Consider the following 23,710-nt stretch of genomic DNA (forward strand, 5'->3'; position numbering starts at 1 on the left):
TAATCAATGAGTGAAAGGGTCTCTTAGGGGGCCCTTTCATTTATTTAAGACAAATTCATGCAACGCTATACTAGGCTTTTTCTAGCTGCCGCCTGCTTGCTGACATTGGCCCTATATTGGCCAGCACTGCATGGCCCCTTCGTCTTTGATGACCTCCCAAACCTTGCTGCATTAAGCAAATACCCCGGAACACATGGGTGGCAGGCAATAGCCAAATATCTTTCCGAGGCGCGTGGATTTCCGGGGCGCCCGTTAGCTATGCTTAGCTTTTACCCGCAACGAACTGGGTGGCCGGAAAATTCATTCCCATTCAAGTTAACCAATACACTACTGCATCTAGCTTGCGGCTGGCTACTTGCCACCTGGCTTGACCTTGTCAGTCGCGCAAATATGACAAGGAATAAGGCGCTCCTGACGGCCTCAATTACGTCAGCACTCTGGCTAATTCACCCCATTCAATTAAGTACTGTCATGCTCGTTATTCAACGCATGACCATTCTAGCAACTGCCTTTATGCTGCTAGGCTTGATTCTATATACCTTTGCAATTACAGCAGCCCAGCGCAGTCAGGCGCAACGGCTGGCAGCGATGCTCACCGCCATCCTGTTATGCGCCCCACTGGCCTTGTTATGCAAGGAAACAGGCGCACTATTCCCCCTATACGCACTGATTTTGGATAGCACCCTGCTCCGTGAGTCACGCAAGCAATTGCCTCGTCCATTGAAGATCATGCGTGCCATATTGGTAGTCATACCTGCCTGGGTACTGCTCGGCGGCATGATCGCACTTCTTCCCTGGCTGACTCATGGCTATGTCCTCCGCGACTTTAGCTTGCCACAGCGACTGCTCACCGAAACGCGTGTAGTCGACTCGTACCTACTAAAGATAGCACTACCACAGTTTGGCCCCTATGGCTTATATAATGACGACTACCCCATTTCCAGCGGATTACTGCATCCTGCGGCAACTTTATTTAGCACGATACTTCTAATTGCAGCCATTGCCACAGCCTGGCTCAAACGTCGCCAATGGCCGCTCTTTGCTTTTGCCGTTTTCTGGTATTTGGGCGGACAATGGCTGGAAAGCACAGCCATCTCATTGGAACTGTATTTCGAACACCGCACTTATCTTCCAATGGTAGGTCCACTATATGCCATCGTGACCGCTCTATTCCAAATCAAGAACCCAGTACGCCGACGTCAGGGACAGCTGGCATTAGCCGTATGGGCATTCGCCTGCATCCTCTCAACGGGCTTGTCCGCGCGGGTATGGGGACAGGAATCTGTGCTAGCACAGGTTTGGGCCAACCATCATCCAGACTCTGAACGTGCCACTGAATTCCTGGCCAGCATTCAATTGAATCACGGGAATTTAGCCGGTGCCATGACCACCATGCAGTCCATATCCCTGCAAAGGCCCGGCAACGCAGGTGTGCTTGCTCATCAGATCTATCTCCAGTGTCTAGCGGGCACCCTGCAGGAAGCATCCATCCGACAACTGCAGAAACTCTATGCAACTGGCCCCTATCAGCGTGAAAGCTACGACATAGTGGGCTCACTGAGGGAACTGGCCCACCAAAACCGATGCCCACAGGCCATGAACTCAGATCACTGGCGCGGTCTTGTCACAGCACTGTTGCAGAATCCTCGCCTTGCGGTGGACCCGGCAACCGAAGGCTACCTCCACTACCAACTGCATCTGGCGGCCGTTGACAAAGGCGATCTAAATCAAGCAATTGCCGAACTTAAGGAGACTTGGCGACTAGACCCCGACCCTGAAATACCACGTCTTGAAGCAAAATATCTAGCCAGTGCCGGCCTTTACCCTCAAGCTATTCAGGCCCTGCAACAGGCAAATGCCTCCAGACTTCCATTGTTACGACGTCTGCTCGTCAATGATCGTGCAATCTGGGATGCAGATATACAATCGATCATTCATATGCAGGCAGCAGCCAGACATAGGTAGCCTGCTCTGTCATCAGCTGCATCCTCTCGACCTTGTCGCTCCAAGATCCTTTCATGCTCATCCGCCGCTCCACAGCTATTACCATCTTCAGCGCTCTGCTCCTCGCATGCCTGATGATCTATCTGCCGGGTCTTTCCGGCGGATGGCTGTTTGACGACTATCCCAATATCGTCGACAACCCGGGGGTGCAGCCGCAGCACGGCAGTCTGGGGGCCTTGATTTCGGCAGCGCTGTCGTCGCCGGCCAGTGATTTCAAGCGGCCGCTGGCGTCGTTGAGTTTTGCAGCCAATTATCTGGTGAGCGGACTGGATCCCTCGGCGATGAAGCTGACCAATCTGGTCATCCATCTGCTGAACGGCGTGCTGGTGTTTGTGCTGATGCGCCTGCTGCTGGCGATGCCGCGACATGGTCGCACGGTACCGGCGGAGGCGCCGCTGAACCGGCATGCCCAGCTCGTCGCGGCGCTGATCGCCGGCGCCTGGATGCTTCTGCCGATCAATCTCACGGCCGTGCTGTATGTCGTGCAGCGAATGGAAAGTCTGGCCAATCTGTTTGTGCTGGGTGGTCTGGCCGGATATATCGCCGCCCGTCAGGAAATGTGGCGGGGCCGGCGTGTGGCCGGCGGCATCACCGCCGCCTTGTCCATCACGGTGCCGGCCGGCCTGGGCCTGCTGGCCAAGGAAACGGCGGTGATGCTGCCGCTTTACGCCTTGCTGCTGGAATGGGTCATGTTCGATTTTGCGATCGGCCCCGAACGGCCACGTCGCGAAAAAGGGCTGATCGCCTTTTATGCGCTGATACTCGGCATTCCGCTGATCGCCGGCCTGTGCTGGTTGCTGCCCGGGGTCTTGAATCCCGCCACCTGGGCGACGCGCGACTTCGGCCTGGATCAGCGACTGCTCAGCGAGGCCCGCATCGTGGTCGGTTATGTGTTCTGGACGCTGACACCCTGGCCGCATGCGCTGTCGTTCTACCACGACGACTACCCGATCTCGACCGGCCTGCTGCAGCCCTGGACCACCCTGACCAGTCTGCTGGCCCTGCTGGCGATGGTGATCGCCATCATCCGTTTTCGCCGCGGCCAGCCTCTGCTGGCCTTGGGGCTGGCCTGGTTTCTCAGCGCGCAGCTGTTGACCGGCACCATCATCCCGCTGGAGCTGGTCTACGAGCATCGCAATTATTTCGCCAGCCTGGGTCTGTTGCTGGCGGTGATCCCCTGGCTGGCCGGGCTCAGCCTGCCGGCACTGGCCGGCGCCGCCGGGCCGGGCCGGCTGCCGCGCCGTATCGTGCTGGCGCTGGCCTTGATCGGCTGGGGCGGAATGACGGCGGTCACCGCCTGGGACTGGGGTTCTCCGCTGCGACTGGCCCAGACCCTCGCCGAACGCGCGCCCGACTCGCCCCGTGCCCAATACGAGCTGGGTCGCACCTATATCGTCTACTCGCATTACGACCGCAGTTCGCCCTATACCCGGGCGGCCTATGCGCCGCTGGAACATGCCGCGATCCTGCCCGGATCCTCGATCCTGCCGCAGCAGGCGCTGATTTTCATGAACGCGCGCATGGGCCTGCCACTGAAACCTGAGTGGTGGGACAGCATGATCGCCAAGCTGAAAGCACGGCCGCTGGGCGTGCAGGACGACAGTTCGCTGGCCGCCCTCACCGACTGCACCCGTGACGGCATCTGCCACCTGCCCAAGGACCGTATGACGGATGCCTTCCAGGCGGCCATGGATCATCCCCATCCCACCCCCAGACTGATGGCAACCTATGGCGACTATGCCTGGAACGTCTTGCGCAATCGCGATCTGGGCCTGAACCTGCTGCAAAGGACCGTCGCCAGTGCACCGCATGAACCGGCCTACCACATCACTCTGGCCCGCATGCTGGTGGTGCAGGGCGATGCGGCCGGCGCACGCCAGCAGGTGACCGCATTGCAACAGCTGAATCTGGGTGGACGTCTGGATGGCGATATCGCCAATCTGCAGCAACGTATCCAGCGACTGTCACAGTCTGCGCCCGAGGCGGCCAGCCCTCGGAACTGAGGGCGACGCGATCTGCCGGCACCATGATCGCGTCGATCCATCAGAGAGGACCGGATCAAGCCTCCGTTGCATGGCCCCACGGCGACAGGCGGCTTGCAGGGTGCCCATATGCTGTCAGCAGCAAGCTTCATGGCACGAATTGCCGGCCCTGCTCCGATCCACCACCTTGCCGCCATGGCCTGACTGTCTCTTCCTCAGGTTTAGCGCAAGGCCCATGCTGCACGGAGCATGGCGCATCAAACGGCTGAACGGCGCTCAATAATGCGTGGCATTCCACTGCCGGATCGCCCGGGTCTCGCGATCAAAGCCGAGCACGCTGACCGAGGCGGTACCCAGCACCAGATGCGCCCCCATCGCACCGGCATCGGCAATCCAGCAGCCGGCCAGCACCCGCAGGATATGGGCGTGGGCAAACAAGGCCACCCGGCCTTGCAGCGGCAGAAGATCATGCATCAGATCCATCGCCCGCGCCTGGATCGCGGCCAGATCCTCGCCCTGCTCCACCGGTGAATCCCAGATCCGCCAGCCCGGCGTGTGCTGCCGGATTTCCACGGTGGTGCGCCCCTCGTAGATGCCGTAATCCCACTCCAGCAGGCGCGGCTCTATCTGGGCCTGTTCGCCCCAGCCGGCAAGCTCGCAGGTCGTCCTGGCCCGGGCCAGCGGACTGCAGAACACATGATCGAAAGCGGCACCGGCTAGAACCGGCCGCAGTCCTTCGGCCTGCTCGCGGCCATGCCCGGTCAAGGGAATATCGGTACGCCCGGTATGTTGTCCGGAAAGACTCCAGGCGGTTTCGCCGTGGCGGATCAGCCAGATTTCGTTTACACGTGTCGTCGGCACAGTCATCGTCATCGCTTTCCAGATCCGCAAAGGTCAAAGATCAAGCCCGACATGGCCGGGCCACGGCCGCCTGACGCGACTGGCCGGCAGCCTGGCCAACCGGCCGGTCTCGACATGATCGCCATAGAGCGTCGCACAGGCAAGCCGCCGGCGCTGAGCGATGCATGACCGCGTCGCTGATACTGGAAACGGGGCCCCTTCGCGGCCCTTCAGCCGATCACCACGTCAACCACTGGCCCTGTGCCCGCCCGGGCAAGTCTGGCGACCGGGCCGGCCCCGCATCACCTGGGACAAACTCCAAGGCGGGCCGGATCACGAATGGACCCGGATCGCCTCGCATCCATCGACACTCAGACCGCGGACGGCAGCAGACTTTTCAAGGCCAGCTCGGGATCGGCCAGCGCCACCGCATCCACCGCGATCCGCTCGCCCACCAGCCGGCGCAATGCCACGAACTCCTGGGTGCGGTTGAGGGTGGCGGCAGCGACGATGATGCCTTGCTGCACCTGGCAAAGACTGAAATCCCCACCCGCCGGGTCACCACGGACCACCAGCTCGGCCTCGGCCACCGGCTGGCCGATCATCTGCAGCTTGACGTCATACTGGTCGGACCAGAACCATGGCACGGCATGCGCGGGTGGCGCCTTGCCCAGAATCGTCGCGGCAGCCACCTTGGCCTGCTCCTGCGCGGCCGGCACCGACTCCATCCGCATACGGGCCTGATAGAAGGTGTTGAAGTGCCGGCAGCAATCACCGATGGCCCAGACCGCCGGATCCGAGGTCTGCATGCCCGCATCGACCACGATGCCGTCATTGACCTCCAGACCTGACTCGGAGGCCAGCGACGTATTCGGCAGCGAGCCGATACCCACCACCACCAGATCACATTCCAGTTGCCGACCATCACTCAACTCGACCGCCGTGACCTCGGGCTCGCCCAGCAAATGGGCCACGCCCTGACCCAGCTCGAATTCGACACCATGGTCTTGATGCAGTTGCAGATAGAAATCGGACAGCAAGGGCACGGCCACCCGGGCCAGCAGTCGGGGCTGGTTTTCGACCACGGTCACCTTGAGGCCATGCTGGCTGGCAGCCGCCGCCACTTCCAGGCCGATATAGCCGCCACCGATCACGACCAGGCGCCGCCCGGCCTGCCAGGCCGGCAGCAGGCGCTGCAGATCATCGATGCTGCGCAAGGTATGCACGTTCGAACGATCACCGCCCGGCAAGGTCCAGCGGCGGGCGCGACTGCCGGTGGCCAGTACCAGCCGGTCGTAGTCCAGCCGGCTGCCATCCAGCAACTGCAATTGGCGGGCGGCCCGATCCAGATGCTCGACGGACTGCCCCATCCGCATCTCGACATCCAGCTTCTCCCAGGCTGCGGCAGAACGCAGACCGAGACTGTCGACGCCGGCCTGGCCCAGCAGACAGGCCTTGGAGAGGGGCGGACGACGATACGGCAGCCGGGGCTCGTCACCGATCAGGCTCAAGCGGCCGGCAAACCCCTGCTGACGCAGCGCGTTCACGCAGTCGGCACCGGCCTGCCCGGCACCGACCACCACGATATGAAGATTCGATTCACTCATGAAGCATCCTGTCTGACGACGCAGACACGCTCTCGGCGCCAGTCTGCGGAACGCCCGATTATGCCACGCGCGCCTCCGCCTCAGGCCACCGCCAGCCAGCCCTCGATCTTTTCGGCAAAGGCCTCGGCAGGCATCGGCCGCCCCAGCAGAAACCCCTGGATCTGGTCGCATTGCAGCGATTTCAGCTTTTCCAGCTGGGTCGCGGTCTCTACACCCTCGGCCACCACATCCATGCCCAGCGAATGGGCCAGGGCGATGATCGCCGATACGATCGCCTCACCTTCTTCACCCGCGGCATCCAGGCCCTGGGTGAAAAAGCCGTCGATCTTCAATTGCCGTACCCGGAAGCGCTGCAGATAGGCCAGGCTGGAATAGCCCGTGCCGAAATCATCGATCGCTACATCAAAACCGGCCTGCTGGAAGGCATGAATGGTTTCCACCGTATGGGCCGCGTCCTGCATCGCCACCGTCTCGGTGATCTCGAACATCAGCCAGGCCGGCTCGACCGCCTCCTGCTTCACGATCGCCAGCACACCTTGCAGCAGATCGGGCTGGATCAACTGGCGCGGCGACAGATTGATGGCCAGCTTCAAGGGACCGATATTCTGCAGCTGCCAGCTGCGCAGCTGGCGACAGGCTTCACGCACCACCCATTCGCCGATCTGCACGATCAGCCCGGACCGCTCGGCGATACCGATGAATTCCTGCGGACTGATCACGCCCAGTTCGGGATGGGTGTAGCGCAGCAAGGCTTCGGCGCCTTGCAGACGGCGGCCGTCTGCACTGAACTTGGGTTGGTAATGCAGTTTGAACCAGCCATGGGTGGTGGCCTCATGCAGACCCTGCTGGATCTTCAGAATCCGGGTGGCGGCCTGATTCATGCTCCAGTCAAAAAAACGATAGGTGCCGCGTCCGCCGCGCTTGGCTTCATACATGGCGATATCGGCGTTTTTCAGCAAGACATCGACACTCTCGCCATCCTGCGGATACAAGGCGATGCCGACGCTGGGTATCACCTGCAGGGATACACCATCATGCCAGTTTCCCTCGCGCATCCGCGCCAGCATCGATTCGACGATCCGGGTCACCGCTTCGACCGAACGCAGCTGATGGATGACCACCACGAATTCATCCCCACCCAGTCTGGCCACCATGTCGCTCTTGCGGACGCATTGCTGCAGGCGCGTGGCAAAAGCCTTCAGGACCTCGTCGCCTACCGCGTGACCCAAGGAGTCATTGATGGTCTTGAAGCCGTCCAGATCCATGAACAGCACGGCAAATGGCTCTTGCTGCGCACCCTCGGCCTGGATGATCCGCTCGATGCCCTCCATCAAGGTGCGCCTGTTCGGCAGTTCGGTCAGCATGTCCAGCGCCGCCAGCCGGACCATCTGCCCGCTCAGCTGATCCACCGAGCCTTCCAGACGCTGATTGCTGGCATCCATCCAGGATGAGAGCAAGGTCATGATCAGCAACAGCACCACCACCAGCGTGACCGGCAGAACCAGGCCTTGCGTGCTGAGTCCATGCACCACGCCGCATATCGAGCCGGGCGGGAACCTGGCGGCAGCCATCCCGGTGTAGTGCATGCCGGTGATCGCCACCGCCATCACGCAGGCGACCGCGACCCGCTTGGGCAGCAGCCCGCGGGCAGAGGCCTTGTTCAGGCACCGCGCCGCCGACAAGGCGGCCACCGATGCCACTACCGCGATCAGTATCGACAGCAGCACCAGACCCGGCCGGTACTCGATGCCCGGCAGCATCCGCATCGCCGCCATGCCGGTGTAATGCATGCTGCAGATGCCTGCCGCCATCAACAGCGCACTGCCCAGCAGGGGGCGATATCGCAACTCGGGACGCGCCATCACGTGTAGCGCGAAATACGACACACCGACAGCCAGCCCCAGCGAGGTCATCGTGATCCAGGGATCGTAGGCCACGTGGATCGGCAGCGAAAAAGCCAGCATGCCGATGAAGTGCATCGACCAGATCCCCGCCCCCATGGCCAGTGCACCACCCAGCAACCAACCCGTCCGACGACGCCCATCGTGCATCGATACAATTCGACTGGACAGGTCCAGTACCGTATACGAGGCCAAGGCCGCCACCAGCACCGACAGCACCACCAAGCTCACATCAAAACTGCTTTGCATAGGCCCTACAGGCGGTCAAGGCCTGAACCGAAAAGATCAAAACGACAGGCCGTCGAAAGCGGCGGCCGACGGCCACACAAGGTCTCCGCCAGGAAACGGCATCAAGGGAAGCGCCGCCGGTTGTCAGCCAGCTTCGGACGTGCCCAGTTGCAGACTCAGCAGACTGAGGGCCGACAACAGGATCGTCACCGCCAGCAGAGACATCCCGAGCAGGACGGCCATTCGCAACATGGTTCCCATCCGGCTGCTGCCATAAAAGCCACGCAAGTGGCGATACAGATGCAATGGTGGCCAACATAACAGCCACCAGGCACTGTCACCCAGTACCTGCGACAGTGCGACCGCCACCGTGAAGACGGCGAAACTGAAAGTCAGCGAGTGTACTGTGAAAATCACATGGTCATACAGATGACGATGCCCCGGCCACAGATACAGCAGCCACAACATGCCGGAAGCCAGAGGCAGCAGCAGCAGCACAAAGCGCTCCGACCACTCCCGCATCACCGCCACCACCTCCTGCGGATTGCGGACAGCGGCACTGACATGACGGTGCACCCAGGCCGTGATCTGCGGATGGCCGGCCAGTTGCCAGCCCTGCACCTGCCCCGCCGTATGCGCGGTATCGTCCGGCTTGATCACGGTGACCACATGCCCCGAAGGAATCAGAGACTGCACGGCAAACATCATGATGATGACCACGAAGAACATCCGTACCGGCGGAATTTCCGACATCCGCCGTCCCTGGACATAATCCCGGGTCAACGAGGCCGGACTGAGCGCCAGACGACGGATCGTGCGCCAGAACTTGCTGTCGGCATGGGTCAGCATTTCGAAGAATTCGCCGCACAAGGCCTTGATCGAACGCTCGTCCGGACCGGCCCGCTGCCCGCACCGATAGCAGTAATGCCCTTCCAGTGCGGTGCCGCAATTCAGGCAGTGCGTCTCCCAGCCCGTTGCGCCGGCAGGAGCGCGTGCTGTCTTGTCTTCCATCCATCCGCCCCTTGCATCATGAAAACAGTCGCGACGACCTGAGCCGGTCACGACACGACCAATGGATCAGCGGGCAACCATGCCCGTCAACCGAGGCTCCAGCATATGACGACATGCCTCAAGAAAGAACTGGGTGCTGCTGCGTACCGCCACCGGACCGATGGTGAATCCATAGCGGACCATGCCGTTGCGGTCCTGCATCCAGGCCCCCAGCGACTCCGCATCCAGAATCTGCCGCAGCTGGGCAAGATCCAGGGTTCGCCCGAACTGCAGGCCCTCATCCGTGCGACGGGCCGAGGGACCACGCGGCCCCGCCATGGCCTGATGATCGATCTCGAAATAGGTATTGGTCACTCGCGGCCACAGCATCAGACTGCGGCGTGCCCCCAGCTCATTGATCGCGGTCAGAGTGGCACCCGACCGACTGCAGCTGAGCAGTATACGGTGCCGGCCTTCCCGCACGGTCTGCAGATAGGTCAGCTGCGCGCCATCGGGAGTCAGCTGATAACTTGCCGTCAGCGGCTGACGGCCATTGTTGGCCACCGACCAGGTCAGCAGCAGGCGGGTATCGAACCAGACCATATCCGCTGTCAATACCTGCATCACTGCACCGAGCTGGCGCCGGCTCAAGCCCATGCTCGCCAGATAATCGCTGAACACAGGTCGCTGCCCGGGCAGCAAGGCCTGATGCAGACCGATCCGGTCCGTACCGCTTGGCGCCCATCGATACAGGCCGCCCAGCCATGCATAGGTACAGGCATCGACACAGCTCGCGGTCCGCGCCGCGGCCGCCCTGCCGTAACTGCCCGGACGAGACCGGGCCCCGACATGGGTCACCATCCGGTGAATGCGGAACAACCGGCCCAGGGCCATGCCGGCCTCGGCATCACCTCGATCCGAGTCCAGATACACATCCGAACCGTCCGGCACAGCGCCTTTTCGCATCAAGGCCAGGAACCGCTCGGGCGCATCGGCATCCAGGGGGCCGGCCAGATAGACCTGGGGAAACTTCACCAGCATCATCGTCAGCCGATCATTCTTGATCTGCATCGACATCGCTTCGGGCCCCGGTGCCACGACCGGATGACGTGCGCGCGCCAAAGCCGGAACGGCAAGTACCAACCAGACCGTCAGCCCAAGGCATCGGCGAATCCATACACCATCCATCACGCACGGCCTCTCGCGTCGGCATTCCAGCAGCGGCGATCATCCCGACCGCCGACACCCCACCACGGGGAATGGGCCAGTATACGCAAGCACGCCCCAAAGACCCCGACTCCCGGCTGACTCGATGATGGTGCTTGCCCGCAGCCGAAAATCTGGGCTATCTTTTCGATGGGAGATGGCATGCCTCCTGTCCCAACCGCCGCAAGGCTGATGATGCCTACGCCACCCTTTGACCGGGGCGCGTAGCCGTGCGCCCATTGATACCTGCTGGAGCGCCGCCATGCCCGATCACCACTCAAACCTCCCCGCCTGCCACGCCTGCGATCGGGGAGCCTGCGCATGAACCTGACCCCATCATTCTTCGCCGTTCTGATCGGTGGTGCCGTCGGCTGTCTGGTACGCTGGTTCCTTGGCATCCAGCTCAACCATCTGTTCCCCAACCTGCCGCCCGGCACCCTCGTCGCCAACCTGGTCGGGGGCTTCATCATCGGCCTGGCCATCGCCTTCTTCGCCGGCAACCCCCATCTCAGCCCGGCCTGGAAACTGCTGATCACCACCGGCTTCTGCGGCGGCCTGACCACTTTCTCGACATTTTCCGCCGAGGTCGTCACTCATCTGCAAAGCGGCCGCCTGCTCCATGCCATCGCCGCCATCATGATCCACGTCATTGGATCACTGCTGATGACGGCCCTCGGCATGTGGTGCTATCAGGCCCTGCGCCCGCATTGAGCCTGGCCTGCCGGCTCCGGAACCACAAAGAAGCATCCTGACCCTGGACCTCCATCCGCGAACGGCCAGGCTTCCATCATTCGAGGAGACCCGGCGGTATCTTCGTATGACTGACATGAGAAATGCGCTGCACGGCGGTTTCCCCGGACTGATCGCCCGGTCTCGGCGGTGGCTCGCCTGCCTTGCGCAGTGGGCTTCGCACTGGAGCAACAAGTGCCGCTGCCCACTGCTGCAGACCGCAAACATCACCAGCGAACTAACGTGCAAGAGGCGACTTGGCATGACGGCGAACCTGACCCGACAGCCTGCTTGCCAAGGTCACCAGCAACAAGGCCAAGGCAAAGGCATCAACGCCGATCAGCACCAGCAGCAACTGGCTTCCACGCTCCGCCCCCATCCGGTTGAAAGCGCCGGACAACCAGTCATACAACTGCCATCCCCCCAGCTGATCCAGCCAAGGATCCAGCAGCGACCATCGATAGCTGATCAATGACAGGGCCATGGTCAAGACACCCACCCATACCGCCTTGAACACCAGTTTCATCGCGCGTCCACTGCGTTTTGAAAAGACGCCATAGTGGACCGTTACATATGTCTATAAAATTTGAAGATAGAGTGGGTGCCAAGTGAAATCACTGACCGGAACCCTCCCGGCACACGCCTTGTCGGCACGGCCATCCCAGTCAGAGCAAGCCATGGCCGCGGACCGCGGCCCCATCGGGTTCGAACGCAAGGCGGAGATCAGTCGGCAGCGGATCAGTGCACTCAGCGCGGATTGATCAAAAGCATCCAGTCCATTCCATGCCCTTGCGATCCGTTATCAAACCAGGATCGGTACCGGCGCAGCTGATGCGCCGGGCACACTGTCCGGAACCATGGAGACCCATGATCGCCAGCTATCCCGACTCAATCTGCCTCCCTGTTCCGTTGACGCAGACAGCCACGCATCGCGCACGACCCGAGCGTCACGCCAGCGGAGGCCAGCAGCCATGACAGGCCGAGAGTCATCGCCATCAGCAGATTGTCACCCTGCTCCGGACCGATCACCCTAAATCGAGCCGCCAGCCAGATATAGGTCGCTTGCCAGCTTTTGCTGGAATACAGTGCGTCAAACAAAGCGCGGTGATAAGCCAGCCAGGACAGGACCAAGGTCAGCGACAGCACAAGGAGTATGCGCAAGATGATGGTCATAGCACGTCCACAGTGCCGTAGCAAGGGATCGCGGTGCCCGGGATCAGCTGGGTGGGCAGGGATCGCAGGTAAAGACGCAGCGGCCTGAGCTGCTGAGGTGACATCAAGGTGATGCATCCCTCGCTGATACCACGTCGCCCTCTTGGGTGCAGACGGAAGTTGCCACGTTGAACCCCATGGACAAACGTCCTGTCGTCGATCATTCCGTCTTTTCCATACAGCGCGAACCAGTCCTCGCGGCGTACCCCATTGAGCAGATAGGTCAGCTCGTCCCATAGCCAGCCCAGATGGCCCCCACCATGTCGGTCGACGATGTAGTAACGCCCAACCGGCAGCGGCCCCTTGCCCACCAGCGCCGTATCATCTGGATTGTTTTCATGCCCCCTCTCCCCGGAGAAGGCCGCATAGGCTCGGTCGTCACATACCAGGGCACTGATGGGAACATGACTCAGTCGAAACGTGCAGCGCGCAGGCATGGGAGGCCTCCATCACCAGGGGCATGGCCCGAATGCGGGCGGGTCTGGGGAGGGAAGCATGATGGGGGTTGAGAGGACGTGGCGATGGGATCAACTCATCGTATAGGCGTTGCGATACAGGACCTCAAGTTTTCAGCCCGCTCCAAACCGTCCGTAATTTCGGGGTAGAACCCCCAGTCTTCCTGCGCCACGAAGACTCGATTGATCCCAGCCTAGAAATCCGCGATGCCCTCGATGCGAGCGCCGTCGATCGACAGTGTGCGTTCGGGAGAGCTCGTTTGATTCATACCTCAGTAGCTATAAAGTGAAGCCACCTTGTGGATCGGAATGGCGACAGGTAGGTGGATTGCGTCGCGCGCCTCAATGCATCGCTGCAGCCTCCGCAACCTGTGCAGGCTCCATCAATGCGAAGGCCGAACGCATTTCGCGCGCTTCCTCGCCCGGGCTGCGGCCAAATAGGCGCTTGAACTCGCGATTGAACTGCGAGGGACTTTCGTAACCGACGCGCACCGCAGCGCCGGCTGCGGTGAGATGGTCGCGGATCATCATCAGCCGGGCCTGGTGCAGCCGCACCGACTTGATGTACTGGATGGGCGAAGTGGCGGCCACGGTCTTGAAATGCGCATGAAAGGCCGGCACGCTCAGGCCCGCCTCGCCCGCCAGTGCGGCCACGTCCAGCGGCTGGGCGTAGTCGGTGTGGATGCGCCGCAGCACCCGCGCAATGCGGCCGAAGTTGCCGTGGCTGGCCAGGGCCGCGCGGATGGCGCCGCCTTGTTCCCCAAGCAACACGCGGAAGCACAATTCCCGCACGATGGCCGGCCCGAGCACCCGTGCTTCGAGTGGCGAGCGCAATGCCCGCAGCAAGCGCACAGTGGTGTCGGCCAGCGTAGCGTCCAAGGGCGTCGAGACGATGCCGGCGGGCGCCGTGGACGCTGCGCTGGCTTGTTGATCGACCTCGATGACCAGGTCGGCCACAGCGGTCATGTCCAGACGCACGGACACCGCCAGCAAGGGCTCGTCGGGGCTGGCGTCGGTTTCGGTCGAAAACGGCAGTGGCACCGATAGCACCAAGTAGTGTTGAGGGTCATAGTGATAGACCCGATTGGCAAGGTAGCCGCGCTTGTGGCCCTGGCAGACGATGACGATGCTCGGCTCGTACAGCACGGGTGTGCGGCCCAGCGGGTGATCGGCGCGCATCAGGCGCACGCCATCGAGCAGTGAGCGGGTGTGGCCCTCCTGCGGAGCCAGTTGCAGGATCAATTCGGCCATTTCCGCCTGCCGTGACAGATCCGGTTGCGCATGGAGCATGCCTTTTCCTTAAGGAATGATGATATGGCTATATTTTTGCATAATCATGCCTGTTTAAGGCAGTTATAAAATAGGTTTAGGCAATTATGCAAGAGGTATCGACCTAGTCCGTCCAGGCGGTCCTGCCTACGATTTCACCTTGTTTGCAATGCCTTGGCTTGCCTCCGCGCCAGCCAAGAAATCACAAAGAGAAATCATGCTATCCACGACACCGGACACTACTAAGGTCATCGTGCTCACTGGCGCCAGCAGCGGCATCGGCGAGGCCACGGCCCGCCGTTTGGCAAGGCAAGGACACCACCTCTACATCGGAACGCGGCGCCTGGACCGGATCACCGCCTTGCAGGACGAACTGCGCGCCGAGGGTGGCCATGTCGAGGCGGTGCAGTTGGACGTCACGCACCTCGAAGATCTGCAAGCCATCGTCGCCAAAGCACATGCCGCGCATGGCCGCGTCGATGTGCTTATCAACAACGCCGGTGTCATGCCACTTTCGCCACTGGCCGCACTGAAGATCGAGGAGTGGAACCGCACGCTGGACGTCAACGTGCGCGGCGTGCTGCACGGCATTGCCGCCGTGCTGCCGATCATGCAGGCGCAGGGCCATGGGCACATCGTCAACATCGCCTCGGTCGGCGCGCATCAGGTGTGGCCGTCTTCTGCGGTCTATTGCGCCAGCAAGTTCGCAGTGCGCGCCATCTCCGATGGGCTGCGCCAGGAGACCGATGCCATCCGGGTGACGCTGGTCAGCCCCGGCTTGGTCGAGTGCGAACTGGCCGATCACATCACCGATCCAGCCGCGCGCGAGGCCATGGTTGCGTTCCGCCGCATCGCCTTGCCACCGCAGGCCGTAGCGCAGGCCATTGCGTATGCCATCGCGCAGCCCGATGGCGTGGACGTGAGCGAGCTCATCGTGCGTCCCACGGCCAGTCCGTATTGATCCTGACATCTATTCATTTACAAGGAGTTTTTATGTCCGAAGCCAATATTTCCTCACCTATCCTGCCGTTCGCCGAGCGAGTAGCCATCGTCACTGGCGCGGCCAGCGGCATCGGCTTGGCAACTGTCGAATTGCTGCATCGCTAGGGCGCACGCATCGTCGCGGTGGGCCGTGGCGATAACGTCCATGCCTTAGCGCGTGAGCGTGTGGTGCCCATCGTGGCCGACGTGGCGCAGGAAGCCAGCGCCGAACTGGCCGTGCAGACAGCCACTGAGCGATTCGGTCGCCTTGACATCCTAGTCAACAACGCCGGCATCATCATCAATCGCCAGGTCGCCGAGATGAGCCTGGCGGAATGGAACCAGGTGCTGTCGGTCAATGCCACCGGTGCCTTCCTGTTCTCCCGCGCCGCCATGCGTCCGATGATGGCCGCCGGCTCCGGCGCCATCGTCAGCATTGGCTCCTACGCCTGCTACCAGAGCTTTCCCGGCATTGCCGCCTATGCCGCGTCCAAGGGCGCGTTGGCGCAATTGACCCGCACGCTGGCGCTGGAGGCCATCTCCCACGGCATCCGCGTAAACGCGGTCGGCTCGGGCGATGCCGTCACCAACATCACCAACGCCATCCAGCCCGATGGCCAGGCCTATCTGGCCGAACACGGCCGCAAGGCGCCCATTTGCCGCGCCGCGCGTCCCGAGGAAATCGCGCAGGTCGCCGCCTTCCTGGCTTCTGACCAGGCCAGCTACATCGTCGGCGCAGTAGTCATGGCCGACGGCGGCATGAGCATAGCCATCCAGTAACGCAACCCATATTTCAACCTCACAGGAGTTTTCATCCATGCAACAACAAGCAAACCCTTCCAAAGTCTGGTTCATCACCGGCGCCGCGCGCGGCATCGGCCTGTCGCTTGCGCGGCAAGCCTTGCTCCGCGGGGATGCGGTGGCCGCCACCTCGCGCACGCTGGCCAGCCTGCATCAGGCGTTTGGGGATAGTAGTGAGCGGCTGCTTGCGCTGGAGGTGGATCTGGTCGCTGAGGCCAGTGTCCAAGCCGCCATCGACAAGACCGTTGCCACCTTCGGCCGCATCGATTGCGTGGTCAACAACGCCGGCTACGGCCAGCAAGGTACCGTCGAGGCGCTGAGCGATGCCGAACTGCGCCGCAATTTCGAGGTCAACGTGTTCGCGCCGCTGCATGTGCTGCGCCACGCGCTGCCGCACTTGCGCGCCCAGCGCAGCGGGCATGTGTTCAACGTGGCCTCCATCGTCGGCTTCCAGGGCGGCTATGCGGGCTGGGGCAGCTACGTTGCCTCCAAGTTCGCAATCGCTGGCCTGACCGAGACCTTGGCCGCCGAACTGGCCGAGCTGGGTATCAAGGCCACCGCGGTCTATCCCGGCCCGGTGCGCACTGGTTTCCTGTCCAAGGACACACTGGTGGTGGCCAAGCGTTCGATCGCTGACTACACCGAGGCGCAGGCCTCGCTGGATCTGCACTTGAACGGCCTGGACGGCAAGCAGGCAGGCGACCCAGAGAAAGTGGCCACGCTAATCCTGCAAGCCGCAACCGTTGCCGAGCCGCCGGTGCATTTGTTCGCCGGCAAGATTGCCAACACGCTGGCCGAGCAGAAGATGCAGGCGGTTCGCAAGGATCTGGACGCATGGCGTGGCGCATCCGATTCCACTGATTTCGCAGAGTAATTTCGCACGAGGGCGGGCACGTGGCGGGATGCTACGTGCCTCTCCGGGCATTAGGAGATCACACCATGTTCAATGAGTTGCCCGCCGAAAAGGCCTACCGCATCCTCGAATCCGGCCCTATCGTGCTGGTCGCCACGCGCGATGCCGATGGCCGCGCCAACCTGATGACGATGGGCTTCCACATGATGGTGCAGCACGATCCGCCCCTGGTCGGGGCCATCATCGGGCCATGGGACCACAGCCATCACGCCCTGTCGGACACAGGCGAATGCGTGCTGGCCGTGCCCACGGTGGATCTGGCCGAGACGGTGGTTGACATCGGCAACTGCTCGGGCGATGCACTCGACAAGTTCGCCCATTTCGGCCTGACGCCCGCATCCGCGCAAACCGTGGAGGCACCGCTGGTACGCGAGTGCTGGGCGAACCTGGAATGCCGCGTCGCCGATGATGGCTGGGTACGCCGCTACAACCTGTGGGTGCTGGAGGTCCAACGCGTCTGGATTGATACGGCACGCAAGGAAACGCGGTTGATCCACCACCAGGGCGATGGCCTCTTCAGCGTCGATGGCGATACGCTCGACCTGGGCGCGCGCATGACCAAGTGGCGCGACTTGATGGGATGAGGCCTCGCATGCGCCGCTGATTACCGGCGCGCGCTTCATCACTTCACAGCGCCAGCGCTGCTCTCCGACAAAGTCAGCTCAATCCCGCGCGGTACGACGATCAAATGCGGCGCGGGATTGTTCAAGGGCCTGCCGGTTCTCTCGCGCCCAACTTGCCAGGGCTGCCAGAGGTTCTGTCAGGCTTCGCCCCAATGGGGTCAGGCAATACTCAACCTTCGGCGGGACGGTGGCATAGGCTTTGCGCGCCACAAGTCCATCGCGTTCGAGTCCGCGCAGGGTGATGGTCAGCATTCGGTGAGAGATGCCGGGAATACGGTGCTTCAACGCGTTGAAACGATGGGTGCCTTCTGACAGATGGCCACAGACCATGACCGTCCACTTGTCGCCAATGCGTGCAATCACGTCTGCCAGGCCGCGACATTCAGCCTCCAAATTCTCCATGGCTTCTCCTTCGGGCCGACAGGAACATTGGTGTACCTCACGCATGAATTAGTGCGTTCTTGTTGGATTATAGGAACAAATTTATCCTAACGAACAATAAATAACCATGGATTGTGATGATGAAAATAGGCGTCAGCGGTGCCAGTGGTCAGCTTGGCAGTGCAGTTGTCCAGGCACTTGTAGAAACGGTCGCAGCGGAAGATGTGGTGGCGATTTCGCGCACGCCCAAGACCGATCGAGCCTACGAAGGCCGCTTGGGCGACTACGACCAACCCGAGACACTGGCGGCGGCCTATCAGGGCCTGGATCGCCTGATCTTGATTCCTGGGCCTGACCTGCAGCCGGGGATTCGCTCACGTCAGATGCTGGCGGCCCTGGATGCGGCGGCACGCGCCCAGGTCGGTCACGTCTTCCTGTTGTCGGCAACGGGAACGCAGCGTGAGGAGGAACCAGCCGTTGGCGCGGCGTACTGGCACAGTGAGCAAACGTTGATCAAGAGTGCGATCCCCGCTTGGACGATTCTGCGCATGAGCTATTTTTCCGAAACGCTGGCCGAGGAGGTGCGGATGTCCTTGACTGCAGGCGGGCTTCCCACGCTTGCGGACAGCCGCGTCAGTTTCGTTTCGCGCAGTGATGTGGCCAAAGCAGCAGCCGCTGCACTGAGCAGTGAGGGCCACGAGGGCGCCATTTATCAGCTGACGGGATCTGACGTCCTGCGCGGTGAAACGGTCTGCAGGTTGATTGAGCAGCTTGTGCAGCGTCCTTTCGTCTTGAACGTGATGCCCGCCGAAGGACTGAGAGCCGGGCTGATCAAGGCAGGGCTGCCTGAGGTCATTATCGACGCAGTGATATCCATGAAGGCGCGGCAGGCGCGCGGCGCCTATGACCTCGTCAGCGGTGACATCGAGCGTTTGACCGGATGCGCGCCGTGTTCTCTGGCCGAGATTCTTGCGAGAACAGCCGACGGACTGAGGCAGTCGTAGTCATTCGCGTGCAGGGAGCCTTCATCGTACAGGATCGAAAACTTGTAAGAGCGCAGAATCAGGGTGGAGCCGCAGGTCTTCAATGGCCAGTTGCATCACCACTGGCTCGATGCCCGCGCCACCACTTCGCTGCCCCAGTCGACGAAAGCCCGCACTACCGGGGAAAGGTGCCGGCTGTGTGGGTAAAGAACGGAAATTGGCTCCGGTTCGGCATTCGCCGCCTCCAGCACACGGACCAGTCGGCCTGCAGCCAAGTGATCTCGCACCATGTAGCTGGCCACGCGGATCAGGCCCAGGCCGGCGATACCGGCTTCCACGTAGGCGTCGGTGTCATCGACGCGGATGCATTCCCGCATGGCAATGGCAGTGGTCTGCGCGCCGTCCTGGAAATTCCAATGTGCCAGGCGTCCAGCTTGGCCGCCGTGGTAGCCCACCGCGACGTGCTGTTGCAAGTCTTGGAGGTTGCCAGGCGTTCCGTGCTGCGAAAGGTAATCCGGGGCGCCGCAGACGATCCAGTGAAAGCGAGCGATGCGCCGGGCCACCAACTGTGAGTTGCGCAGGTTGCCGGTGCGGATCACACAGTCCAGTCCCTGTCGAACGACATCTGCCGTGATGTCAGACAGATGCAGTTCCAGTTTGACTCGGGGGTGGCGGCGAATGAACGCTGGTAAAGCTGCAATCAGGCAATGCCTGGCCAGCGACGAGGTGGTGCCGATCTTGATCGTGCCGTGTAGCGCTTCGGCTTGTTGAGAAGCTTGGGCCTCGGCCTCCTGCAGTTCACGCAGGATCGCCTTGCAACTGTCGTAGAAGCGCAGACCTGCATCGGTGGCGCTGACAGCGCGCGTCGTGCGATTGAGCAGCCGCGTGCCCAGGTGCGATTCCAGTTCCTTGATGTTGCGCGTGACGGTTGACGCAAGCACGTTCAGCGTATCGGCAGCCTGCTTGAAACTGCCGGCCTCGATCACGCGCACAAAAGTCACCATGGCTTGCAGTCTATCCATGGTGAACATCTCCTTGTGAGGGTGGGCGCGCTAAGACGCCAGCGTTGGGGCCCTCATCGCATGAGGGCTGAAACGACTAATTATTGCATTTATTCAAATAGTGAAAATTTCTTTGTCCGCTTTTTCATCTACTCCCATGGAACTAAACTTCCATGCATGTGACAAGGATGGAAGCACAATTTTGCGTGATTCTCGTAGCGGAGTCGCTCGTTCGCCGTTCTCGCGGGCTGGAGCGAAATGATTCATTTATTTGAGTATGAGAAATTATGCCTATGTCAGCAAACGAATCCTATCGCCGTGACCTGTTGGTCCTTGGCGCCGGTCAACTGGGCATGGCGGTGCTGCGTGCGCTCGCTCCGCGCGCGGCCGAGCGCCGCCAATCGGTCACGGTTGTTGTCTCACCGCAGACTGTCTCCAGCTCCCGCCCCGGGGATATCGAAAGTCTCGGTATCTTGCAGGCGTTGGGCGTGCAGGTCATTGGCTTCGATCTGGCTGGCGATGCCGCCGCCCTGCAAGCCTTGTTTGAGCGCTATCGCACGGTGGTCAATTGCACCGGCTTCGTCGCTGGCCCCGGCACGCAGTTGAAAATCACCCGCGCCGCGCTAGCCGCCAAGGTCGAGCGCTATTTCCCGTGGCAGTTCGGCGTTGACTACGATGTGGTCGGACAGGGCAGTGGCCAACCGGTGTTCGACGAGCAATATGAAGTACGCCAACTGCTGCGCGCGCAGCAGCAGACCGAGTGGGTGATCATCTCCACCGGCATGTTCACCAGCTTCCTGTTCGAGCCGGCGTTCGACGTGGTGAACCTTGCCGCCAAGACTGTCCATGGCCTGGGCACCTGGGACACCAGGGTCACGGTCACGACGCCGGAAGACATTGGCAGGCTCACCACGGAGATACTGCTGGCCGAGCCGCGCATCGCCAACGAGGTGGTGTATGTGGCCGGCGATACGATTTCCTATGGCGAGTTGGCCGAGGTCGTCGAGCGCGTCACCGGATATGCGTTCGAGAAGACGCTGTGGTCGCTGGATAAGTTGCGCGCCGACCTTGCATTGGCTCCTGATGATGTCATGACGCGCTACCGGGCCGCCTTCGCGCTGGGTGATGGGATGTGGTGGGACAAGGCCAACACATTCAATGCAAAACACGGCATTGAAACAGTCGATGTCGCGCATTACCTGCAGCACCTGTTGGAAGCCTGACCCGGTCGCTTGCATGAGACTGTGCGCGTCCTCCATCAGGGGACAAGCCGAGCGTGGCGCTTTCCAACGCCAAGCGTGGATCCGAAAAATCGACTGGCCGGCTGATGCGTATTGCGTTCATCAGCCGGCATGAGTCGCCCGATCCCATTGCAGCAATACCACACACCCGAAATCGAGCGGATGCTGGTCGCTGACTAAACGGATGATTCCTCGGGCGCGTAGCCCGAAGCTGCGCATTCGTTATTCTGAAAAGTGACGACGTATTGGGCTACGATGAACCGATAAGCGCCGCTGTGTAGGCAATCGAGCCCTACGAAGCACGATGCCCCTGACTCTCCCGACGCTCCTATGTGGCTCCTAGCTCACAATACTGAGACCTCCCATAGCCGCCTCCGCAATAGATAACCTATTGTCCCACTTACCGTTTCATGCCGTCAGTCATTGGTACGAAGGGCTTGACACCGGCCCTTTTTTGACAGCACCAGCAAGGCTGCCGCCTCCGCCAAGGCCGCATCCTTGCGCCGGAGCTCACGCTCCAGGTCTTTGATCCGACGTCGGTCATCCTTGGTTTGCGAGGGGCTGGCCCGGGCTTCCTCCGGCGTCGCCAGCGATTGGGTCGCGCTGTCCATCCACTGCTGCAATTGATGCAGGTAGAGGCCGTTTTCGCGACACCACGCACTGCGCGAAGTCTCATCCATCGCGGCGGTCACAATCACTGCCTGCAGCCGTGCCGCCGCGCTCCATGTCCGGTCTTGAGCCGGCTGGCCCAGCGCGTGGGCGCGCCAAATCTCCAGCGTGCTCACACTCACGCCGAGCTCGCGCGAAACCACCTCAGGTGGGGCACTCTCGAACTACGTGTCGTGGAAACGGCGGGCAGAAGTGGCGGCCGACCTCAAGCGCATCTATGCCTGCGCGACCGTCGAGGGGGCCGAGCAGCGGCTCACCGAGTTCGAAGCAAAGTGGGACACCGAGTACCCGCCGATCGGTCAGTCGTGGCGGCGCAACGGGTCCCGCTTGATCCCGTTTTTCGACTACCCACCAGAGATCCGCAAAGTGATCTACACCACCAACGCGATCGAGTCGGTCAACATGAGTCTGCGCAAACTCACCAAGAATCGCGGCTCCTTCCCGAGCGACGACGCACTGCTGAAATTGTTCTACTTGGCGCTGCGCAACATCAGCAAGAAATGGACGATGCCGATCCGCGACTGGAAGGCCGCCTTGAACCGCTTTACGATTCAGTTCGAGGGGCGACTTCCTCAGCGGTAATTCAAATCCCGGTTACACGAAATTCTGCACACCCTCACACTACGGTCTGCCACGAACTATCGATCGAAATCAGTGGCGGGGAGAGTGGGATGATTCAACGCTTAGCGCCTCACCCGCTCGCTTACGCTCGGGGCCAGCCTGCGGCTGTTCGCGCTGCGCGCGTCGAACCCGCGTGGGTGCTCGTCCCACTCTCAACGTGGAATCGGAGAGGCATCGAAGACTTTGAGGATTCGCAACTTTGGGGGAGTGGCGGAGAGAGTGGGATTCGAACCCACGGTAGGCTTACACCTACGGCAGTTTTCAAGACTGCTGCCTTAAACCGCTCGGCCATCTCTCCAGGAACTGTCACTTCAGTGTTGCACTGAAGCTCGATCATTCTAACGGAATCCTCGGCACGCGCCTAGCTCCAGATCGCTCCGACGATGGTGATGCTAGAGGTGACCTGCTCGCTTCTTAGAGCCTGTCGCGACCGTTGGGGTGGGATGACCAGCCTGCGGCTGTTCCGATGAAGCCGGTCGAACCCACGGTAGGCTTGCAACTACGGCCGCTTTCAAGACGGCTGGCTTGAACCGCTCAGTCATCTCTCCTGAACAACTTGGTCCAGGCGTTGCGCCCGGACTGGCTATTCCAGTGGATGTGAGGTGTCTTGCCTGGTGGGTGACAGAGCCTCGTCACCCGGAGAAGCAGCGGGCCCTTGGGGGAGGGATGACCAGCCTGCGGCTGTTCCGATGGAGCCGGTCGAACCCACGGTAGGCTTACACCTACGGCCGTTTTCAAGAGGGCTGCCTTAAACCGCTCGGCCATCTCTCCTGAACAACTTGGTCCAAGCATTGCGCTCGGGCTGGCGATTCCAGCGGATCTGAGGTGTTTAGCCTGGTGGGCGACAGAGCCGCGTCGCGCTGAAAGGTGGCGGGCCCGAGAGGGTGGGATGACCAGCCTGCGGCTGTTCCGATGAAGCCGGTCGAACCCACGGCAGGCTTGCAACTACGGCCGTTTTCAAGACGGCTGCCTTGAACCGCTCGGCCATCTCTCCTGAACAACTTGGTCCAAGCATTGCGCTCGGACTGGCGATTCCAGCGGATCTGAGGTGTTTAGCCTGGTGGGCGACAGAG

The 23,710-nt window shown here is 61.5% G+C and carries 20 protein-coding genes, 2 tRNA genes, 2 pseudogenes and 1 riboswitch; of the genes and pseudogenes, 10 read left to right on the top strand and 14 right to left on the bottom strand.

Annotated elements, in window-relative coordinates; genetic code table 11:
• The first annotated feature begins 57 nt into the window (after positions 1-57).
• Together FRAAU_RS11155 and FRAAU_RS11160 are read left to right on the top strand one after the other, a co-directional pair.
• Positions 58-1,965: a hypothetical protein gene (locus FRAAU_RS11155; protein WP_014403633.1), complete on the top strand. Its 1,908-nt coding sequence runs from the start codon at positions 58-60 to the stop codon at positions 1,963-1,965.
• A 113-nt stretch (positions 1,966-2,078) separates the two neighbouring features.
• A complete protein-coding gene (locus tag FRAAU_RS11160; RefSeq protein WP_245546352.1) occupies positions 2,079-4,007 on the top strand; it encodes a hypothetical protein in 1,929 nt (642 codons plus the stop codon).
• 255 nt (positions 4,008-4,262) lie between these two features.
• Here FRAAU_RS11160 and FRAAU_RS11165 read toward each other — a convergent pair whose 3' ends face one another.
• The 5 genes from FRAAU_RS11165 to FRAAU_RS11185 all read right to left on the bottom strand — a co-directional run bounded on the left by FRAAU_RS11165 (position 4,263) and on the right by FRAAU_RS11185 (position 10,623).
• The gene (locus tag FRAAU_RS11165) at positions 4,263-4,859 is read right to left on the bottom strand and encodes a histidine phosphatase family protein (RefSeq protein WP_014403635.1); all 597 of its coding nucleotides are present in this window, start codon (positions 4,857-4,859) and stop codon (positions 4,263-4,265) included.
• Positions 4,860-5,197: 338 nt separating this feature from the next.
• On the bottom strand, positions 5,198-6,433 hold the full coding sequence (locus FRAAU_RS11170) for an NAD(P)/FAD-dependent oxidoreductase (RefSeq protein WP_014403636.1): 1,236 nt from the start codon (positions 6,431-6,433) through the stop codon (positions 5,198-5,200).
• Between the two features lie 80 nt (positions 6,434-6,513).
• A complete protein-coding gene (locus FRAAU_RS11175) occupies positions 6,514-8,565 on the bottom strand; it encodes a putative bifunctional diguanylate cyclase/phosphodiesterase (protein ID WP_217176222.1) in 2,052 nt (683 codons plus the stop codon).
• A 141-nt stretch (positions 8,566-8,706) separates the two neighbouring features.
• Positions 8,707-9,573 (bottom strand): DUF3667 domain-containing protein, encoded by an 867-nt coding sequence (locus FRAAU_RS11180; protein WP_014403638.1) that lies wholly within the window; start codon positions 9,571-9,573, stop codon positions 8,707-8,709.
• A gap of 66 nt (positions 9,574-9,639) precedes the next feature.
• Positions 9,640-10,623 (bottom strand): hypothetical protein, encoded by a 984-nt coding sequence (locus FRAAU_RS11185; protein ID WP_156803404.1) that lies wholly within the window; start codon positions 10,621-10,623, stop codon positions 9,640-9,642.
• A 279-nt stretch (positions 10,624-10,902) separates the two neighbouring features.
• A riboswitch (Fluoride riboswitch) is annotated at positions 10,903-10,967 on the top strand.
• A gap of 112 nt (positions 10,968-11,079) precedes the next feature.
• Here FRAAU_RS11185 and crcB point away from each other — a divergent pair.
• On the top strand, positions 11,080-11,469 hold the full coding sequence (gene crcB, locus FRAAU_RS11190; protein WP_014403640.1) for a fluoride efflux transporter CrcB: 390 nt from the start codon (positions 11,080-11,082) through the stop codon (positions 11,467-11,469).
• 256 nt (positions 11,470-11,725) lie between these two features.
• On the opposite strand, the gene FRAAU_RS11195 is transcribed toward crcB, so the two are convergent.
• The 4 genes from FRAAU_RS11195 to FRAAU_RS11210 form a co-directional block, all read right to left on the bottom strand.
• Entirely contained in the window at positions 11,726-12,013 is a 288-nt protein-coding gene (locus FRAAU_RS11195) for a hypothetical protein (protein WP_014403641.1), read from the bottom strand.
• Between the two features lie 362 nt (positions 12,014-12,375).
• On the bottom strand, positions 12,376-12,648 hold the full coding sequence (locus FRAAU_RS11200; protein ID WP_156803405.1) for a hypothetical protein: 273 nt from the start codon (positions 12,646-12,648) through the stop codon (positions 12,376-12,378).
• A gap of 8 nt (positions 12,649-12,656) precedes the next feature.
• Positions 12,657-13,136: a DUF2778 domain-containing protein gene (locus FRAAU_RS11205; RefSeq protein WP_014403643.1), complete on the bottom strand. Its 480-nt coding sequence runs from the start codon at positions 13,134-13,136 to the stop codon at positions 12,657-12,659.
• A 360-nt stretch (positions 13,137-13,496) separates the two neighbouring features.
• A complete protein-coding gene (locus tag FRAAU_RS11210) occupies positions 13,497-14,405 on the bottom strand; it encodes an AraC family transcriptional regulator (RefSeq protein WP_041271083.1) in 909 nt (302 codons plus the stop codon).
• Between the two features lie 235 nt (positions 14,406-14,640).
• Here FRAAU_RS11210 and FRAAU_RS11215 point away from each other — a divergent pair, with 235 nt between their 5' ends.
• From FRAAU_RS11215 to FRAAU_RS11230, 4 genes are all read left to right on the top strand, one after another.
• Complete coding sequence (locus FRAAU_RS11215; RefSeq protein WP_014403645.1) at positions 14,641-15,384, top strand: SDR family oxidoreductase; 744 nt, start codon at positions 14,641-14,643, stop codon at positions 15,382-15,384.
• Between the two features lie 164 nt (positions 15,385-15,548).
• Positions 15,549-16,184 (top strand): SDR family oxidoreductase, encoded by a 636-nt coding sequence (locus FRAAU_RS11220; protein WP_425598076.1) that lies wholly within the window; start codon positions 15,549-15,551, stop codon positions 16,182-16,184.
• Between the two features lie 37 nt (positions 16,185-16,221).
• On the top strand, positions 16,222-17,079 hold the full coding sequence (locus FRAAU_RS11225; protein WP_014403646.1) for an SDR family oxidoreductase: 858 nt from the start codon (positions 16,222-16,224) through the stop codon (positions 17,077-17,079).
• Between the two features lie 65 nt (positions 17,080-17,144).
• Positions 17,145-17,702, top strand: a complete 558-nt coding sequence (locus FRAAU_RS11230; RefSeq protein WP_014403647.1) for a flavin reductase family protein — start codon at positions 17,145-17,147, stop codon at positions 17,700-17,702.
• 78 nt (positions 17,703-17,780) lie between these two features.
• Here FRAAU_RS11230 and FRAAU_RS11235 read toward each other — a convergent pair whose 3' ends face one another.
• Entirely contained in the window at positions 17,781-18,143 is a 363-nt protein-coding gene (locus FRAAU_RS11235; protein WP_014403648.1) for a winged helix-turn-helix transcriptional regulator, read from the bottom strand.
• Between the two features lie 116 nt (positions 18,144-18,259).
• Between FRAAU_RS11235 and FRAAU_RS11240 the strand changes: the two genes are divergently transcribed.
• Positions 18,260-19,126: an NAD(P)H-binding protein gene (locus FRAAU_RS11240; RefSeq protein ID WP_041270548.1), complete on the top strand. Its 867-nt coding sequence runs from the start codon at positions 18,260-18,262 to the stop codon at positions 19,124-19,126.
• A 95-nt stretch (positions 19,127-19,221) separates the two neighbouring features.
• Here the strand turns inward: FRAAU_RS11240 and FRAAU_RS11245 are convergent, their stop codons facing one another.
• A complete protein-coding gene (locus tag FRAAU_RS11245; RefSeq protein WP_014403650.1) occupies positions 19,222-20,127 on the bottom strand; it encodes a LysR substrate-binding domain-containing protein in 906 nt (301 codons plus the stop codon).
• A gap of 272 nt (positions 20,128-20,399) precedes the next feature.
• Between FRAAU_RS11245 and FRAAU_RS11250 the strand changes: the two genes are divergently transcribed.
• Positions 20,400-21,329 (top strand): aromatic alcohol reductase, encoded by a 930-nt coding sequence (locus FRAAU_RS11250; protein ID WP_041270549.1) that lies wholly within the window; start codon positions 20,400-20,402, stop codon positions 21,327-21,329.
• A 461-nt stretch (positions 21,330-21,790) separates the two neighbouring features.
• On the opposite strand, the pseudogene FRAAU_RS11255 reads toward FRAAU_RS11250, so the two are convergent.
• Positions 21,791-22,177 (bottom strand): annotated as a pseudogene (locus FRAAU_RS11255) (transposase); the annotation flags it as partial.
• Between the two features lies 1 nt (position 22,178).
• Here FRAAU_RS11255 and FRAAU_RS11260 point away from each other — a divergent pair.
• Positions 22,179-22,598: pseudogene (locus FRAAU_RS11260) on the top strand (transposase); the annotation flags it as partial.
• A gap of 247 nt (positions 22,599-22,845) precedes the next feature.
• Here the strand turns inward: FRAAU_RS11260 and FRAAU_RS11265 are convergent.
• Together FRAAU_RS11265 and FRAAU_RS11275 are read right to left on the bottom strand one after the other, a co-directional pair.
• Positions 22,846-22,935 (bottom strand) — tRNA-Ser (locus tag FRAAU_RS11265).
• 578 nt (positions 22,936-23,513) lie between these two features.
• A tRNA-Ser gene (locus tag FRAAU_RS11275) sits at positions 23,514-23,631 on the bottom strand.
• Positions 23,632-23,710: the final 79 nt, after the last annotated feature.

This window comes from Frateuria aurantia DSM 6220 (assembly GCF_000242255.2).
GTDB classification, from domain to species: domain Bacteria; phylum Pseudomonadota; class Gammaproteobacteria; order Xanthomonadales; family Rhodanobacteraceae; genus Frateuria; species Frateuria aurantia.